This window comes from Bacillus sp. LQ01, from assembly GCF_057624735.1.
In genome coordinates, this window is the sequence record NZ_JBYEZL010000002.1 from 591859 (window position 1) to 608826 (window position 16968).

16 protein-coding genes and 2 riboswitches are annotated in these 16968 nt (G+C 36.1%); of the genes, 10 read left to right on the forward strand and 6 right to left on the reverse strand.

Annotation, left to right across the window (positions count from 1 at the left end; genetic code table 11):
- Positions 1-94: 94 nt before the first annotated feature.
- Together metC and metI are read right to left on the reverse strand one after the other, a co-directional pair.
- Positions 95-1258: a cystathionine beta-lyase gene (metC, locus tag AC22L0_RS15440; RefSeq protein ID WP_087967312.1), complete on the reverse strand. Its 1164-nt coding sequence runs from the start codon at positions 1256-1258 to the stop codon at positions 95-97.
- On the reverse strand, positions 1255-2367 hold the full coding sequence (gene metI / locus AC22L0_RS15445) for a cystathionine gamma-synthase/O-acetylhomoserine thiolyase (protein WP_061654477.1): 1113 nt from the start codon (positions 2365-2367) through the stop codon (positions 1255-1257). The genes metC and metI overlap by 4 nt, the downstream gene beginning before the upstream one ends.
- A gap of 94 nt (positions 2368-2461) precedes the next feature.
- A riboswitch (SAM riboswitch) is annotated at positions 2462-2572 on the reverse strand.
- 203 nt (positions 2573-2775) lie between these two features.
- Positions 2776-2885, forward strand: a riboswitch (SAM riboswitch).
- Between the two features lie 70 nt (positions 2886-2955).
- Here metI and AC22L0_RS15450 point away from each other — a divergent pair.
- The 6 genes from AC22L0_RS15450 to AC22L0_RS15475 all read left to right on the forward strand — a co-directional run bounded on the left by AC22L0_RS15450 (position 2956) and on the right by AC22L0_RS15475 (position 10756).
- The gene (locus AC22L0_RS15450) at positions 2956-4788 is read left to right on the forward strand and encodes a bifunctional homocysteine S-methyltransferase/methylenetetrahydrofolate reductase (RefSeq protein ID WP_087967314.1); all 1833 of its coding nucleotides are present in this window, start codon (positions 2956-2958) and stop codon (positions 4786-4788) included.
- Positions 4788-8186, forward strand: coding sequence for a methionine synthase (gene metH, locus AC22L0_RS15455; RefSeq protein WP_097856094.1), 3399 nt, complete (start codon positions 4788-4790; stop codon positions 8184-8186). Before AC22L0_RS15450 ends, metH begins: the two co-directional genes overlap by 1 nt.
- Positions 8187-8204: 18 nt before the next feature.
- Positions 8205-9263, forward strand: coding sequence for an undecaprenyldiphospho-muramoylpentapeptide beta-N-acetylglucosaminyltransferase (gene murG / locus AC22L0_RS15460; RefSeq protein ID WP_000724777.1), 1059 nt, complete (start codon positions 8205-8207; stop codon positions 9261-9263).
- A gap of 194 nt (positions 9264-9457) precedes the next feature.
- The gene (locus tag AC22L0_RS15465) at positions 9458-9718 is read left to right on the forward strand and encodes a DUF3966 domain-containing protein (RefSeq protein ID WP_001250699.1); all 261 of its coding nucleotides are present in this window, start codon (positions 9458-9460) and stop codon (positions 9716-9718) included.
- Between the two features lie 95 nt (positions 9719-9813).
- On the forward strand, positions 9814-10188 hold the full coding sequence (locus AC22L0_RS15470) for a nucleoside 2-deoxyribosyltransferase (protein ID WP_001012333.1): 375 nt from the start codon (positions 9814-9816) through the stop codon (positions 10186-10188).
- Between the two features lie 79 nt (positions 10189-10267).
- Positions 10268-10756: a hypothetical protein gene (locus AC22L0_RS15475; protein ID WP_000764261.1), complete on the forward strand. Its 489-nt coding sequence runs from the start codon at positions 10268-10270 to the stop codon at positions 10754-10756.
- A gap of 34 nt (positions 10757-10790) precedes the next feature.
- On the opposite strand, the gene AC22L0_RS15480 is transcribed toward AC22L0_RS15475, so the two are convergent.
- Positions 10791-11102 carry a hypothetical protein gene (locus tag AC22L0_RS15480; RefSeq protein ID WP_001093237.1) on the reverse strand — a complete coding sequence of 104 codons (312 nt, stop codon included), beginning with the start codon at positions 11100-11102 and terminating at the stop codon, positions 10791-10793.
- Positions 11103-11354: 252 nt separating this feature from the next.
- On the opposite strand from AC22L0_RS15480, the gene AC22L0_RS15485 reads away from it, so the two are divergent.
- A complete protein-coding gene (locus AC22L0_RS15485) occupies positions 11355-11570 on the forward strand; it encodes a DUF3912 family protein (protein ID WP_001008326.1) in 216 nt (71 codons plus the stop codon).
- A gap of 87 nt (positions 11571-11657) precedes the next feature.
- Positions 11658-12050, forward strand: coding sequence for a hypothetical protein (locus tag AC22L0_RS15490; protein ID WP_000875390.1), 393 nt, complete (start codon positions 11658-11660; stop codon positions 12048-12050).
- 79 nt (positions 12051-12129) lie between these two features.
- Here AC22L0_RS15490 and AC22L0_RS15495 read toward each other — a convergent pair whose 3' ends face one another.
- From AC22L0_RS15495 to AC22L0_RS15505, 3 genes are all read right to left on the reverse strand, one after another.
- A complete protein-coding gene (locus tag AC22L0_RS15495) occupies positions 12130-13524 on the reverse strand; it encodes an L-cystine transporter (RefSeq protein WP_001094330.1) in 1395 nt (464 codons plus the stop codon).
- 106 nt (positions 13525-13630) lie between these two features.
- A complete protein-coding gene (locus AC22L0_RS15500) occupies positions 13631-13873 on the reverse strand; it encodes a DUF2626 domain-containing protein (protein WP_000440721.1) in 243 nt (80 codons plus the stop codon).
- Positions 13874-13998: 125 nt separating this feature from the next.
- Complete coding sequence (locus AC22L0_RS15505; RefSeq protein ID WP_000434125.1) at positions 13999-14694, reverse strand: helix-turn-helix transcriptional regulator; 696 nt, start codon at positions 14692-14694, stop codon at positions 13999-14001.
- A 205-nt stretch (positions 14695-14899) separates the two neighbouring features.
- Here AC22L0_RS15505 and comGA point away from each other — a divergent pair, with 205 nt between their 5' ends.
- The gene (gene comGA / locus AC22L0_RS15510) at positions 14900-15943 is read left to right on the forward strand and encodes a competence type IV pilus ATPase ComGA (protein ID WP_001013185.1); all 1044 of its coding nucleotides are present in this window, start codon (positions 14900-14902) and stop codon (positions 15941-15943) included.
- The gene (gene comGB / locus AC22L0_RS15515; RefSeq protein WP_000475184.1) at positions 15936-16967 is read left to right on the forward strand and encodes a competence type IV pilus assembly protein ComGB; all 1032 of its coding nucleotides are present in this window, start codon (positions 15936-15938) and stop codon (positions 16965-16967) included. Before comGA ends, comGB begins: the two co-directional genes overlap by 8 nt.
- Position 16968 lies beyond the last annotated feature (1 nt).

The following is a 16968-nucleotide window of genomic DNA, read 5'->3' on the forward strand; positions in this document are numbered from 1 at the left end:
TTTATGGACTATAAGAAAAGAAGAAATTCAAATGAATATAACTAAAACGCAGAAAAAGAAGATATGAAAACCTAATCTCATATCTTCTTTTTCTCTATGCATTTACAGGTTCTTCTACATAAGAAAGGGCATTTTCAAAATCGGATATTAAATCGTTAACATTTTCAAGACCGACTGATAACCGAAGTAATGAATTAGAGATTCCTCTTTCATCACGAGCTTCTTGCGACAGTGCTGCATGTGACATTTTTGCTGGATAAGAAAGAATTGACTCTACAGCTCCTAAACTAACTGCAAAAACAGGTAATTTTACTTTTGATAAAAATTGGCGGAGTGCATCTTCTGACTGCAAAGTAAACGATAAGACCGCTCCAGCTGATGTTGCTTGAGATTGTTGAATATCAAATCCGAGATGTGTTTGTAATCCCGGATAATAGACATTTTGTACTTTAGCGTGCTCTTGTAAATAATGTGCGATTTTATTGGCATTTTTAGCTGAATGCTCGAGGCGTACGTGCAATGTTTTTAGACCGCGAAGTACGAGAGAACAATCTTGAGGTCCTAAAATAGCACCGAATGCATTTTGTAAAAATCCAAGCTTTTGAGCGAGTTCTGCATCTTTTACTACTGCTAATCCGGCAGTAACATCACTATGACCAGCAATAAATTTTGTAGCACTATGAAGAACGACATCAGCTCCAAGTTCAAGTGGTTTTTGGAATAGTGGTGTCAAAAATGTATTATCAACAAAAGTAAGAGCGCCAATAGATTTTGCGAGTTTAGAAACCTCGCGAATATCTGTCACTTTTAAAAGTGGGTTAGAAGGTGTTTCTACATAAAAGAGCTTTGTATTTGGTTTCATGTTTTGTTTTATTTCTTCTAAATTGGTCATATCAACAAATGTATGTGAAACACCGTAACGGGAGAGTACCTCAGTTATCACTCGGTAAGTGCCTCCGTACACATCTTCTGAAATGAGTACGTGATCACCTTGTGAAAGAAGGAGGAATGCAGTGGAAATCGCTGCAATGCCTGATGCAAAGGCGAATCCTTTTGTTCCGCCTTCTAATAAAGCAACGATATCTTCAAGAGCTTCACGAGTTGGATTTCCTGACCTGCTATAGTCATATTTTCCGAACGTATCTACATCAAACTGGTGAAAAGTTGATGTGTTATAAATAGGAACGTTCACAGCGCCTGTTTGCGAGTCATGTTTATATTGGTTGTGTAGTAAGAGTGTATCTATAGAATAGCTCATATTCTTACACCTTCTTTTACGAGTTTAATGGCTTGCTTTAAGTCTTGAATTAAATCGTTACTATTTTCAATGCCAACTGAGAATCGAAGAAGACGATTGCATACGCCGTTTGCTGTTCTAATTTCTTCAGGAATATCAGCATGTGTTTGCGTTGCTGGATAAGTCATTAAACTTTCTACACCACCAAGACTTTCGGCAAATGTAATTAAGGATAAAGATTGTAAGAATGGATTAATCCAAGCTTCATCTTTAAGGCGGAATGAAATCATGCCGCCTCTTCCTGGATAAAATACATCTGTCACCCCGTCTTCATCATTTAAATACGCAACAACTGCTTTCGCATTTTCTTCATGTTGTCTCATGCGAAGCGCTAACGTTTTCATACCGCGAATTAATAACCATGAGTCAAATGGGCTTAAAACTGCACCTGATGCATTATGATAATGAGCGATTTCCTCGCAAAGTTCCTTTCCTTTTGCAACGACAAGCCCGCTTAGTACATCGTTATGTCCCCCTAAATATTTCGTTGCGCTATGAAGTACAATGTCAGCACCTTCTGTTAATGGTTGCTGTATATAAGGTGTGTAGAATGTGTTGTCTACAATAAGAAGTAGTCCGTGCCTTTTCGCTACAGTTGCGACAGCAGCAATATCAGTAACTTGCATTAATGGATTAGTTGGAGTTTCTATGAAAATAGCCTTCGTTTCAGTTGTGATAGCTTGCTCAATTTGTTTAATAGACTGTGTATTTACGTATCTACATCGAACATTCCACTTTTTTTCATGCTCAGAAAATAATCGATACGTTCCCCCGTATAAATCTTCAGATACAATAAGTTCGTCTCCAGAGCGGAATAGAGAAAGGACGAGGAGAACAGCCGCCATCCCTGAACTACAGGCATAACCTTTTTCGCCATATTCTAAGTCTGCGATCGCCTGTTCTAAAAGACCGCGAGTTGGATTGCCAGTTCGTGAATAGTCAAAGCCAGTAGATTTACCAATTCCTTCGTGGCGATAAGCGGTTGAGAAATAAACTGGTGGATTAACCGTTCCAGTTGTAGTTTCACTACGATTTCCGATTTGTGCTAGTTTTGTTTCGATTGTTGACATGTGAAAATTCCTCCTTTTTAAATTGAAACATTAAGTGAATATAAAATAAAAAAAGCCTTCTAAGAAGAAGGCTTTCGGTTTGAATAGAGTCTTCTTCTCATCTGTCAAATCTTTCACAATTTGCTGGAATTAGCACCTTATTAACAAAATGTTAATGGTTGCTGAGGCGTCACAGGGCCAGTCCCTCTACCTCTCTAGATAAGAATGTTCGTATGAAATTTTTATTATGTTTTTAACTTTACAATAAAAGATAATTGAATTGCAACTTTATTTTAAATAATTTTTATTTTTCCGCAAGTGTCATTGACTTTTAATTTTGTGCATGCTAAATTTATTAAAAAATTAACAAACATTGTTAAAAGGGGAACGCATTTCCTTTTAGCTACATAAATAAAATAATAAAGACAACTCTTATTGAGAGCGGTGGAGGGAAAGGCCCTGTGAAACCCGGCAACCTTCAAACGAAATGTTTGAAACGGTGCTAATACCTGCAAAACGAATGTTTTGCATAATAAGAGGAGGAACAATTATGTCCCCCTCTTCAAAGTGAAGAGGGGGTTTTTATATTGATAGAAATGAGGGAGATTCGTGAAATTACTAGATTTATTATCAAAAGGAATTGTAATAGGTGATGGTGCGGTTGGAACGTTATTGCATTCACATGGTTTGCAAAGTAGCTTTGAAGAATTGAACGTATCTGATCCAGATCTAATTATATCCATTCATAAACAATATGTAGCTGCTGGAGCAGATGTAATTCAAACGAATACGTATGGAGCAAATGAGGCGAAATTACGTATGTATGGTTTAGAAAATCAAGTTACAAAAATTAATAGAGCGGCAGTGAAATTGGCGAAAGCATCTGTGACAGATAAAAATGCAATTTTAGGAACAATTGGTGGTATGAAACATATCGGAGCTGTTACAACGACTGATATGGAAAGGGAGTTTATGTTACTTGAACAGGCGGGGTCTTTACTAGAAGAACAGGTTGATGGATTACTATTAGAAACTTTTTATGATGAATTTGAATTACTTCATGCTGTTAAAGTGTTGCGTAAGCAAACGAATATTCCGATTGTTGCGCAATTAGCGTTACATGAAGCAGGTACGACTCAAAATGGAAATGATGTCAATGAAATATTAAAGCAGTTTATAGATTACGGTGCAAATGTTGTTGGATTGAATTGTCAACTGGGGCCGCTTCATATGACGGAAGCTTTCAAAATGATATCGATTCCGCAAAATGGCTATTTATCAGCATACCCAAATGCAGGTCTCCCGAATTATGTAGAGGGACGTTACGTATATGAGGGAAGTCCAGCTTATTTTGAAGCAATGACACCGAAATTTATTGAGCAAGGTATTCGGTTATTGGGTGGCTGTTGTGGTACGACTCCAGAACATATTCAAAGTATGAAGCGCGCTGTTGCGAATATTACCCCTGTAATAGAAAAAGAAACGATTCAAAGGCCAAAAGTCGTTCATACGCATGAGGAACGTTCGAAGGCTCACGTCACTCTAGCAGAGAAAGCAAAAAAACAAACGACAGTTGTAGTGGAATTAGATCCACCGAAAACGTTAGATACACAGCGTTTTTTTGAAGGAGCAAGAGCGTTAAAAAGAGCGGGAGCAGATGCTATTACTCTAGCAGATAATTCATTAGCATCGCCTCGTGTCTCTAATATGGCGATGGGTGCGTTATTAACGAAGCATGATATCCCAGTATTGACGCATTTAACGTGTAGAGATCATAACGTCATTGGACTACAATCTCATTTGTTAGGTTTATCGGCGTTAGGGATGGAAGAAGTGTTAGCTTTAACTGGTGATCCAGCGCGCGTTGGTGATTTTCCCGGTGCCACTTCTGTATATGATTTATCCTCTATTGAGCTTATTAAAATGATTAAAGAAATGAACGATGGACGTTCAATTTTAGGGAAATCAATTGGACCGGCGACAAGGTTTTCTGTAGGCGGCGCATTTAATCCTCACGTGAGGCACTTAAAAGCAGCAGTTAAGCGAATGGAACGAAAAATAGATGCTGGAGCGGAGTATTTTTTAACTCAGCCAATTTACGATATCAAGTTAATTGAAGAAGTGTATGAAGCGACAAAGCATTTGGAACAACCTATTTTTATTGGAATTATGCCGTTAGTAAGTAAGCGGAATGCAGATTTTCTTCATTTTGAGGTGCCGGGTATTACTCTTCCTGAAGAAATAAGAGAGAGAATGGATGGACATGAAACGAAAGAGGCAGCAATTGAGGAAGGGATTCGCATTTCACAAGAATTGGTCGACGCAGCGATGAAATATTTTAATGGTATTTATCTTATTACACCATTTTTAAAGTATGAAATTACAGAACATCTTGTTAAATATGTAAGAGAAAAGCAAGAAGTGAAAGAAGGTATTAATTGATGAAGTGTATAGAAGAAAAATTGAAAAATAGCATTTTAATATTAGATGGTGCAATGGGGACAATGATTCAGCAAGAGGATTTAACTGCTGAAGATTTCGGAGGAGAAGAGTACGAGGGCTGTAATGAATATTTAGTGGAAACAAGACCAGACGTTATTTTAAAGATTCATAAAGCTTATATTGAAGCTGGAGCGGATATTATTGAAACAAATACATTTGGGGCAACGAATATTGTACTAAGTGATTATGAGCTGTCTCATTTAGATGAAGAACTAAATGAAAAGGCAGCACTTTTGGCGAAGCAAGCTGTTAAAGAAAGCGGGAATGAAGTATATGTTGCGGGAGCGATGGGACCAACAACGAAAGCAATTAGTGTTACTGGTGGTGTGACTTTTGAAGAATTGATTGAGGCTTATACAAGGCAGGCACGAGGATTATTAAAAGGAGAAGTTGATGTATTACTCGTTGAGACGAGTCAAGATATGCGTAACGTGAAAGCAGCTTATATTGGAATTCAAGCTGCTTTTGAAGAACTGAAAAAAACGGTTCCTATTATGATTTCAGGTACGATTGAGCCAATGGGAACGACTCTGGCTGGGCAAACAATTGAAGCTTTTTATTTATCAGTAGAACATATGAAACCATTATCTGTTGGGTTAAACTGTGCGACTGGTCCGGAGTTTATGAGGGACCATATTCGTTCACTATCTGATTTATCGGAGTGTTACATTTCTTGTTATCCAAATGCAGGTCTTCCTGATGAAGATGGACATTATCATGAATCTCCATCTTCTCTTGCTGAAAAGGTGAAGCGATTTGCTGAAGAAGGGTGGGTTAATATTATTGGTGGTTGTTGTGGCACGACACCAGAACATATAAAAGCAATGAAATCCGCGCTAGCATCTCTTAAGCCTCGTGACCATCATGAGAGAGAAGGACATGGAATTAGTGGATTAGAAGCACTGCAATATGATGAGTCTATGAGACCGTTATTTGTAGGTGAAAGAACGAATGTTATTGGGTCACGTAAATTTAAACGATTAGTAGCAGAAGGGAAATTTGAAGAGGCTGCTGAAGTGGCAAGAGCGCAAGTGAAGAAAAATGCTCATATTATTGATATTTGTATGGCAGATCCTGATCGCGATGAAATAGAAGATATGGAAAACTTCTTAGCAGAAGTTACGAAAGTTTTAAAAGTACCGATTATGATTGATTCAACAGATGAAAATGTGATGGAGCGAGCTCTTACTTATATTCAAGGAAAAGCTGTTATTAATTCAATTAATTTAGAAGATGGAGAAGAACGATTTAAAAAAGTGACACCGCTTCTTCAGAAGTATGGTGCTGCTATAGTTGTAGGAACAATTGATGAAGACGGTATGGCGGTTAGTGCGGAGCGAAAGATAGAAATTGCGAAAAGAAGCTATGAATTACTTACAAAGAAGTATGGGATACGCCCGTCAGATATTATTTTTGATGCACTTGTGTTTCCGGTAGGGACAGGTGATGAAGAATATATTGGTTCAGCAGCAGCGACTATAGAAGGAATTCGCCTTATTAAAGAAGCGTTACCAGAGTGTTTAACGATTTTAGGGGTAAGTAACATATCATTTGGTTTACCACCGGCTGGACGTGAGGTATTAAATTCAGTCTTTTTATATCATGCTACGAAAGCAGGGTTAGATTACGCGATTGTGAATACGGAAAAATTAGAACGCTATGCGTCGATTCCAGAGGAAGAAAAACGCCTTGCAGATGCACTACTGTTTGAAACGACGAAAGAGACGTTAGAAGAATTTACAAACTTTTACCGAGTTGCTAAAAAGAAAGATATCGTTGTGCAAGAAACGTTAACGCTTGATGAAAGACTAGCAAATTATATTGTAGAAGGTACGAAACAAGGATTACACGAGGATTTAAGTCTTGCGCTTGAAGAAGGAAGAAAACCTCTTGATATTATTAACGGTCCGCTTATGAAAGGGATGGATGAGGTAGGACGACTATTTAATAATAATGAACTTATTGTTGCTGAAGTATTGCAAAGTGCTGAAAGTATGAAAGCTGCTGTAAGCTATTTAGAGCCACATATGGAATCTAGTGATAGTGCGAAAAAAGGGAAAGTATTATTAGCAACTGTAAAAGGTGACGTGCATGATATTGGGAAAAATCTCGTTGAAATTATTTTAGCAAATAACGGATATGAGATTATTAATTTAGGAATTAATGTACGTTCGGATCGAATTGTTCAAGAAGTACAAGAAAAGAAGCCGGATATTATAGGGCTTTCCGGTTTATTAGTAAAATCAGCGCAACAAATGGTAACGACTGCTGAAGATTTAAAAGCGGCAAATATTGATGTTCCCATTGTTGTAGGTGGTGCAGCGTTAACGAGAAAGTTTACAGATAATCGGATTTCACCATCATATAAAGGGCTCGTTTGTTATGCGAGTGATGCGATGACGGGGCTCGATATTATTAATAAGCTTCAAAAAGAAGAAGAGCGTGAGAAGATGAAACAGGATAAAAAAGAACGTCATCTTCATATCGTAAAAAAAGAGGAGAAGAAAGTAGAAATTCCAGCAGTAATTGAGCCATTACCGAAGGCTGAAGTTATCGTGCCTGATTCAACAAAACGAATTGTATTACGCGATATTCCGGCCCTTCATCTCGCTCCATTTTTAAATAGACAAATGCTACTTGGGCATCACCTTGGATTAAAAGGAAATGTGAAGAAGCTTTTGAAAGAGGGAGATAAGAGAGCACATGAATTAAATGATTTAATAGATGAATTATTGCAGGAAGGACAATCTTGGTTAAAGCCGAAAGCAGTGTATCAATTTTTCCCAGCGCAAAGCGACGGACAAAACATTGTAATATATGATCCAGAAGATCATACGCGTGTTATAGAGCGTTTCACATTCCCTAGACAAGGAAAGGCTCCCTATCGTACTTTAGGTGATTATTTGCGCCCAATAGGAGATGAGATGGACTATGTTGCTTTCTTATCTGTTACGGTTGGGGAAGGAGTTCGGGACATTGCTGAAGAGTGGAAGGCGAAAGGTGATTACTTACGTAGTCATGCCATTCAATCGTTAGCGCTTGAATTAGCGGAAGGACTTGCTGAAAAAACACATATGCTCATTCGTGACCGCTGGGGCATTCCGGACTCACCTGAACTGACGATGGAAGAACGTTTCCGTACGAAATATAGAGGAATACGAGTGTCATTTGGTTATCCGGCGTGTCCAGAACTTGCAGATCAAGAAAAGCTATTTCGCTTAATTCATCCAGAGGAAATAGGTATTTCATTAACAGAAGGATTCATGATGGAGCCAGAAGCGTCCGTAACGGCTATGGTATTTTCTCACCCTGAGGCAAGATATTTTAGTGTATTATAGTCTAGAAGGGGGAGACGTATGAAGAAAATAGTCTTTACAGGTGGCGGTTCGGCAGGACATGTAACACCTAATTTAGCCATTATCCCATATTTACAGGAAGACAACTGGGATATCTCTTATATTGGTTCTCATCAAGGTATTGAGAAAACGATTATAGAAAAGGAAGGCATTCCCTACTATAGTATTTCGAGTGGAAAGCTACGTCGTTATTTTGATTTGAAAAATATAAAAGATCCTTTTCTTGTAATGAAGGGTGTTATGGATGCGTATGTAAGGATTCGAAAACTAAAACCAGATGTAATTTTTTCAAAAGGCGGTTTCGTATCTGTACCAGTCGTAATTGGAGGATGGCTAAATAGAGTACCAGTTTTATTACATGAATCTGATATGACACCAGGACTAGCAAATAAAATTGCGCTTCGTTTTGCTTCGAAAATATTTGTTACATTTGAAGAAGCAGCGAAACATTTACCGAAAGAAAAAGTAATATATACGGGATCTCCTGTACGTGAAGAAGTGCTGAAGGGAAATCGTGAAAAAGGTTTAGCGTTTTTAGGTTTTTCACGTAAAAAGCCAGTTATTACGATTATGGGAGGCAGCTTGGGCGCGAAAAAAATTAATGATACGGCTCGAGAAGCATTACCAGAACTTCTTAAAAAATATCAAATTGTTCACCTTTGCGGAAAAGGTAACCTTGATGAAAGTTTACAAAATAAAGAAGGATATAGACAATTTGAATATGTACATGGAGAACTGCCAGATATATTAGCGGTAACAGATTTTGTTATTTCACGCGCGGGCTCCAACGCAATTTTTGAATTTTTAACATTACAAAAGCCGATGGTTTTAATTCCATTATCGAAATTTGCAAGCCGTGGAGATCAAATATTAAATGCAGAGTCCTTTGAAAGGCAAGGGTATGCCTCCGTATTATATGAAGAAGATGTAACTGTAAAATCTCTTATAAAGTATGTCGAAGAATTGAATCAAAATAATGAGAAGTATAAAACAGCACTAAAAAAATATAATGGAAAAGAAGCAATTAAAACAATCATTCAAAATATTTCAGAGGCATGATGAAACAATCATGCCTCTTTTAGTAGGGTGAAAGATTCCAAGAATTGATATTTTTATGTTACAATAAAGTGAAACTTTAATCAGTTGGGTTCATCCCACATCTAACTTCTTTACTGTTACTAAATTTTGAGGAGGTAGTCTTACTGCCCTCAAATAGCGGGATAACAAATGGGTTAATAGGGAAATTCCAATTAATGAGGCGTGAAAATACGAATGGATTAGGAGTGACTGTGTTGGAGCTAAGTCTCTATGAAAATACTGCACTTATTATATGCTTTGTGTTGTACGTTGGTAGTGTTATTGTTTATATTTCAAGGAAATTTTCGCAAGAAAGAGAGCTTGAAAAGTCAGAGATAACAGCTGAACTAGAAATGTTAGCTGATGAAAGTTATAAAAAACAAAAAATAAAAGAAGACCATGAAGCATCCCATCATTTAAACGCAAATAAGTTTTAAAGATGGGGATTTTTTTTGAAATTGTTCTTTATTATAGCTATAACAAATAACGCTAAAAAGGAGTTTCCCCATACACAATGAAGGAGTGTATATAAATGAATTTTTATATCGCCTCAGGTTTCCAAAATAAACATCTTGTACATTCCGTAGCAAATGAACTGAAACATGCAGGATGGCACCATACATATGATTGGACCAAAAATGAAAGAGCAGCGAATGAAGAACAATTAAGAGAAATTGGTCAGGCAGAACGAAATGCTGTAAAAGAAGCGGATGTATTTTTACTTATATTAGATGGCGGAAACGGGAGCCATACAGAGTTTGGAATGGCGATTGCACTAGAGAAAACGATATATGTATATCATGCAGGAAACCCGCTCCAAACAACGTTCTATCACTTGCCAGAAATAAATATTTTTGAAGGAGATGTAGCTGAGTTTGCATCTTTTGTTATGAATCATGTGAAATAATAGTAACTACCTAAAAGGTTATAAAAGTGATCTTTTGGGTACAGTGATGATAAGAAACGTATATAAAGGAGTACATAATATGAAATTAGAAAATGGATGGGAAACGAGCTTTTTAGAAGTCGTACAAAATAGTGAATTTAAGAAAGAGGCACTTCTTAGTCAATTGCTTTGTCAGGATAGTGAAGAAGTAGAAGAGCTTGTGGATGATTACGGCTACGAAGAACTTGTTGAACGTGAACATGATGATGAGTTAGCTGAAATCTTAGGAGAAGAACTTTTTAGTGAGATAGAACGCCAAGTATTCTTATCTTCAAACCCAGAAGAAAAACTTATTTCATTCGTCAATGGATTAGGTTTTCATGTGCTAGATTGGATCGTTCTTCTTGAAACAGAATTTGGCATTGATAGTGCAAACTTTACATCAGATGCTGTGAAGGTGTTAGAAAAGCGTTTCAGACAGTTTCCATACATAGAGGACAAGACAATTTTTGATATGACATTTGGAGAATCGATGGATGTATTAGAATCTGTTACAGGATTACAACTAAAGGAAAAGATGAACGTATAATGAAAAAAGAACGTGATTGGATCACGTTCTTTTTTTACATAATAATAATTTTATCATCTAGTTTTGTCTGCCCGGTAAGAAGTGCGTTTAAATATTCCACTTTTCTTATACAAGCTTGTATATGTCTTTCAATCTCTTGTAACTCTGCTTGGTGATGCGTTTCAATTGGATGAATTTGTACGTTGAATTTTTCAAATTGACTACTATATGTTATTTCTGCATAGCCGCTCATAATATCGGTTTCGTTATGAAATAAAAATTGCTTCGTTTTGTCACAGAATGATACATCCTGAAAGCCATATACTTTTAATGCTTCAATTACTTTTTTAATCATTTTTGTATTCATTTTTTAACCCTCTTTACGAAGTTCTACTTATATATTATAACATAAAAAAATACATAGAAAGCGCTTCCAAGTGTATTTTATTATAAACTTTACGTTTCAATCACAAAAATGAAACAAAGAAAAAATAATTGTAAAGAAGGAAGGACTCTTTTATTGTTTCGTCATATATATAGAGAAATAGTGCAATGAAAGGAAATTTTCCGAGGTGGAGATCGTATTTCCAATTTGAGCGCAGTAAAAGAGGTGAGAATTTTGAACTTTGATATTGTAGGACAAAAAGCATATATAAAAGATGGACCGCATCGGAACCGAATTGGAATTGTAAAGAAAAACGAGACAAAATTAGCATCGCAGTTTGCTATTGTAATTGGAGAACAAATCATTGATGTAGAGCTAAAGGATATCGTGTTAGTTGGAGTAGACGTAGGACAATTTCATAAATGGTGCGAACAAAATGGTTATTTGTGAAAAGGACGGGCTGTGAGATAATGAAATATATTTGAGGAAAGAGGATATGTTATCATATTCTCTTTTTCTATGTTTCAGGAGGCGAAAATGAAATATAAAGAACAGGAGTTTACGTTGGAGTTAAAAGAGAACATTCAATGTATGGAGAAGGAAATAGAGCGAATATCACTTAAACTGCATAAAGAGTATGCGCATTTATACATAGAAAAACACATGGAATTAGATATGGGATTTGCAAGAGAAAAAGAGAATCCCTTTGAGGTGGGTTATTATTCATCAGTTGCCATAGCTATATTAGATGAAGAAAAAGAGATGATTGAATTTCACTATATTCCAATTTGGAAATGCGAAAGAATCTTTTTAGGAATGTCAATTCAATCAAACATTTTTGGGAGTAAGAAAGTAGGGGAACTTGTTGATGAATCTTGTTATGAGATTGAGGAGGAGTTAAAAGAGCAACTAGAAGAATACTTGGAGTAAGAATTCTCAAGATAAAATCTATAAAGAGGGAACGGAATAAAAAAGACGCTAACAATTGTATGTTAGCGTCTTTTTTTCATTATGAAGCAATTTCACCAGTTTTTGTATCATCTTGATTGTACGTATCTTGATCTAATTCACCAAGCCATTTACTTGAAATAAGACCTGCTGTCATAGAACCACTTACGTTAAGAGCTGTACGCCCCATATCGATTAATGGCTCAACCGAGATAACTAGAGCAACAATACCGATTGGTAAGTTCATTGTAGATAGTACGATTAAAGCTGCGAATGTTGCGCCGCCACCAACTCCGGCAACACCGAATGAGCTAATAGCGATAACAGCGATTAAAGTTAAAATAAATTGTGGTTGTAATGGATCAATTCCTACAGTTGGAGCGACCATCATTGCAAGCATTGCTGGATAAATACCTGCGCAACCGTTTTGTCCGATAGATACCCCAAATGAAGCTGCGAAGTTTGCAATTCCTTCGGAAATACCAAGCTTTTCTTTTTGAGCTTCAATATTTAATGGCATCGCACCAGCACTAGAGCGAGATGTGAATGCAAAAGTTAGTACAGGGAACACTTTTTTCAAATATTGAATTGGATTTAAACCAGACAATGCAATTAATAATAAGTGAATGATAAACATTACGATAAGTGCTACGTAAGAGGCTAACACGAAGTTACCAAGTTTTAAAATAGCATTTATATCGCTACCAGCAACTGTTTTTGCCATAAGAGCTAATACGCCGTATGGAGTAAGGCGTAAAATTAATGTTACCATACGCATTACGATTGCATATACAGCATCAAGCATTTTCTTAAATAGTTCTGCTTGTTCTGGATATTTTCGTTTTACACCTATAAAGGCAATGCCGATAAAGGCTGCAAATATTACGACAGAAATTGTTGATGTTGGACGAGCGCCTGTTAAATCAAGAAACGGATTTGTAGGCAATAGCTCTAATAATTTATCTGGAATTGTTGTCTTTTCAATAGAAGTAAATCTTTCTTCAACTAGTTTCAGACGAGCAGATTCTGCATCACCTTGTTGCAAGCCTGCTGCAGATACATCAAATCCTGCACTTGCAGCGATACCGACAGCTGCAGCGATTCCTGTAGTAAGAATTAAAATTCCGATAATAAGACCACTGATTTTACCAAGGTTTTTCGTTAACTGTAATTTTGTAAAGGCTGAAATAATAGATACTAAAATAAGTGGCATAACGATCATTTGAAGTAATTTCACATAACCGTTACCGATTAAGCCAAACCAAGTATTTGATTCAATAATTATTTTAGAAGTTGGTTCATAAATAAATTGTAATATAAGACCGAATATAATTCCGACTCCTAAAGCAGTAAATACACGTTTATTAAAAGATACATGCTTACGTTGCATATAATATAATACGCCAACTAAAATGAGCATGACTGCAACGTTAATTCCGACAAGCAGTGTATTCATGTTGATTCCCCCTAATTCCAATCTGTTATATAGAATATAAGGCAATAAAACCTATAAGTCAACTAGGAAATTCCGGAATTAAAAAAAGATGGCAAAATGCCATCTTTTAATGTCCAGCCCCAGGGACAAGTAAAAACGTCGTGTAGTATGTAAATCCTATGAAGAAAACAGTTAAATATGCCCCAAATACGTATATATACATACGCTCTGTTAATTTTAAATAGCTTAAAAGTACGAAGAAACCTGTTTGTCCTAAAAATAGTAGTGCGGTCTGTTGCATATCCCCTACGTAAAACATAACCGAGAAAATTCCAGTCCAAAAGCCGAGAACGCGAAACATGCGCTCCATGCCATCTCCCTCCTTTTCTGAAAAAAGTAAACCTCACCTCATTATAGTTTATTTTTCTTACTATTGTAAATATTCATTCATATAAAAAGAAGCCAATTATTATTGGCTTCTTTTTATATGAGAAATTAAATTGTTAGTTTATAATTACAAGATTTACATCCATCTAATAGACTATCATTTCGAGTTAATTCCATGTTAGGGAATAGGATTTCAAAAATTCCTTTCATCATATCTCCGTGCATGTTACAAATTTCAGTTGGATGATGAACAGCAACTTCTTTAAATGGACAATTGTGTACATCATAGAAAATTTTTGTTCCATCTGCACTTAATTCAAATGCAGGTGATAAGCCAGCTGTTGAGAAAGCTTCTTTTGCAATTTGAACTTTTTGTTCCACTGTTAAAGCATCTTCACTCACATTTAAACGTTGCATATGTTGTTGCATTAATTCAGCTCCGAATTGTTTTCCTGTTTCGTATAGCGCTTTCTCACCAGCAGCGCCAAGGCTAAGTAAAGAATTAAATGCGATTCTTGCTAACAATTGATAATCACGGAATGGAAATTGTAATTGGATAACATCTTCAGATAAGACATACAATCTGCTCGGTCGTCCGCCTTTTCCAGTTTTCTTCGTTTCCGATTTTAGCATATGAACATCTTCTAATTTAGATAAATGTAAACGCGCTACGTTTGGATGAATGTCAAACTCATCTGCAATTTCTTGTACCGTTACGTAACTATGTTTTTGCGAAATATATTTATAAATGTAATAACGAGTTGGGTCAGATAATACACCTGTAATTTTTAAAGCTTGTTCCATGAGGATCTCCACCTTTATCACTTTATCCAAGATAATAACATTATAATACAGATAAACATGAGTATAGGTAATTTCAGACAATAATTCGGAAATTGTTCATAATTTCACAAACATATTTTTCCTTTTTCCTCTATTGAAAATAAAAAAGTCCAAATTTTTATTGCGAATGTTTTCATGCTATATACATAGTGAGGAGGGAAAAGTGATGAATGGGATTGAAATTTTCGCGAATACAATTTTAAAAGAAGCGTGTAGGGTACAAGCGTCAGATTTACATATTGTGCCCCGGCAGAAGGATGTAGCGGTGCAACTACGTATAGGAAAAGATTTAATGACGAGCCAGTGTATTGAAAAGGAGTTTGGAGAAAAACTTGTCTCACATTTCAAATTTTTAGCATCTATGGACATAGGAGAGAAACGGAAGCCACAGAATGGTTCGCTGTATTTGCAAATTGATGGACAAGAAGTGTATTTACGCCTTTCAACACTTCCAACAGTATATCAAGAAAGTCTCGTTATTCGCCTTCATTTACAAGCATCTGTTCAGCCCTTATCACATCTTTCGTTATTTCCAAGTACGGCAGCAAAACTACTCTCGTTTTTACGCTATTCACAGGGGCTACTCGTGTTTACTGGACCGACTGGATCTGGGAAGACGACGACAATGTATGCATTATTAGAAGTAATTAGAAAAAAGAAAACACGTCGCATCATTACACTTGAAGATCCGGTTGAAAAAAGAAGTGACGATGTATTACAAATTCAAATAAATGAAAAAGCGGGTCTCACATATGAAACAGGATTAAAGGCTATTTTACGTCATGATCCAGATATTATTTTAGTCGGTGAAATCCGGGATGAGGAAACAGCAAAAATAGCTATAAGGGCAAGTTTGACAGGACATTTAGTAATGACAACGCTGCATACGAATGATGCGAAAGGAGCAATCATTCGTTTCATGGATTATGGTATAACGAGGCAAGAGATTGAACAGTCTTTATTGGCTGTAGCTGCACAGCGACTTGTCGAATTGAAGTGTCCGTTTTGCAGAGGAAAGTGCTCAACTTTATGTAAATCAATGAGGCAAGTAAGGCAAGCAAGCATTTATGAGCTACTATATGGACATGAGTTAAAACAAGCACTTAAAGAAGCAGATGGAGAATGTGTTACTTACAAACATGAGACTTTAGAATCGTCAATACGAAAAGGATATGCTTTAGGTTTTTTAGAAGAAGATGTTTATGTTTAAGAAAACTTGGAGTTTAAGTGATCAAGTAGTATTGTTGAAACGTTTAGGAGAATTATTAGAAAAAGGCTACTCTCTTTTACAAGCATTAGAATTTTTACAGTTTCAATTACCTGTAGAAAAGAAAGTACAATTGCAGCGCATGATTGAGGGGTTAAAAGATGGGAAAAGTCTACACGATTCTTTTCATCAGTTAAAGTTTCATCAGGACATGTTAAGTTATCTATTTTATGCCGAGCAACATGGTGATATTTCTTTTGCTTTGCAACAAGGAAGTGCACTTCTTTATAAGAAAGATAAGTATAGGAAAGACATGATGAAAATAATGCAGTATCCTATGTTCTTGATGTTTTTTCTACTAATCATGCTTTTTATTTTTAACCTCATTTTATTACCTCAGGTTGAAATGGTTTATAGTTCGTTCGGTTCTAATACACCACTACTTACAGAACAAATTTTAAGTGCAATAAAACTGCTACCATACATTATTTTAACCGCTATTTTAACTGTTATTATTGGATGTAGTTTATACATGTTGTATTTTAGGAAACTGCCACATATTAGACAGGTAAAAATCATGCTTCGTATTCCTCTCATCAAAACATTTCTTATTTTAAAGCATTCACATTATTTTGCTACTCAGTTGAGTGGTTTATTAAATGGTGGACTATCAGTATGCGAAGCTTTAACAATAATGATGGAGCAAAGATATCATCCGTTCTTTCAATATGAAGCGAATCGGATTGAAAGACAATTAATTGGAGGAGAACAGTTACAATCTATCATTGCTAAAAGTGGGTATTACGAGAAAGAACTTTCTTATGTTATTACGCATGGACAAGCAAATGGCAATTTAGGGATTGAATTAGGTGACTATAGCGATCTTATTATGGAAAAGATGGAACGAAAAATTAAACATATGTTAGTTATCATTCAGCCTATTTTATTTACATGTATTGGAGGAATCGTTGTCCTTATGTATTTAGCGATGATTATGCCGATGTTTCAAATGATGAATTCTATTTAGG

What these genes read in the sequence shown, in the direction of transcription:
- comGA (WP_001013185.1), top strand. Translation starts at nt 14,900, where the DNA reads ATGAATGGGATTGAAATTTTCGCGAATACAATTTTAAAAGAAGCGTGT.
- AC22L0_RS15500 (WP_000440721.1), bottom strand. Translation starts at nt 13,873, where the DNA reads ATGGAGCGCATGTTTCGCGTTCTCGGCTTTTGGACTGGAATTTTCTCG.
- metI (WP_061654477.1), bottom strand. Translation starts at nt 2,367, where the DNA reads ATGTCAACAATCGAAACAAAACTAGCACAAATCGGAAATCGTAGTGAA.
- AC22L0_RS15470 (WP_001012333.1), top strand. Translation starts at nt 9,814, where the DNA reads ATGAATTTTTATATCGCCTCAGGTTTCCAAAATAAACATCTTGTACAT.
- AC22L0_RS15480 (WP_001093237.1), bottom strand. Translation starts at nt 11,102, where the DNA reads ATGAATACAAAAATGATTAAAAAAGTAATTGAAGCATTAAAAGTATAT.
- AC22L0_RS15475 (WP_000764261.1), top strand. Translation starts at nt 10,268, where the DNA reads ATGAAATTAGAAAATGGATGGGAAACGAGCTTTTTAGAAGTCGTACAA.
- murG (WP_000724777.1), top strand. Translation starts at nt 8,205, where the DNA reads ATGAAGAAAATAGTCTTTACAGGTGGCGGTTCGGCAGGACATGTAACA.
- AC22L0_RS15465 (WP_001250699.1), top strand. Translation starts at nt 9,458, where the DNA reads ATGAGGCGTGAAAATACGAATGGATTAGGAGTGACTGTGTTGGAGCTA.
- AC22L0_RS15495 (WP_001094330.1), bottom strand. Translation starts at nt 13,524, where the DNA reads ATGAATACACTGCTTGTCGGAATTAACGTTGCAGTCATGCTCATTTTA.
- AC22L0_RS15490 (WP_000875390.1), top strand. Translation starts at nt 11,658, where the DNA reads ATGAAATATAAAGAACAGGAGTTTACGTTGGAGTTAAAAGAGAACATT.
- comGB (WP_000475184.1), top strand. Translation starts at nt 15,936, where the DNA reads ATGTTTAAGAAAACTTGGAGTTTAAGTGATCAAGTAGTATTGTTGAAA.
- metC (WP_087967312.1), bottom strand. Translation starts at nt 1,258, where the DNA reads ATGAGCTATTCTATAGATACACTCTTACTACACAACCAATATAAACAT.
- AC22L0_RS15505 (WP_000434125.1), bottom strand. Translation starts at nt 14,694, where the DNA reads ATGGAACAAGCTTTAAAAATTACAGGTGTATTATCTGACCCAACTCGT.
- metH (WP_097856094.1), top strand. Translation starts at nt 4,788, where the DNA reads ATGAAGTGTATAGAAGAAAAATTGAAAAATAGCATTTTAATATTAGAT.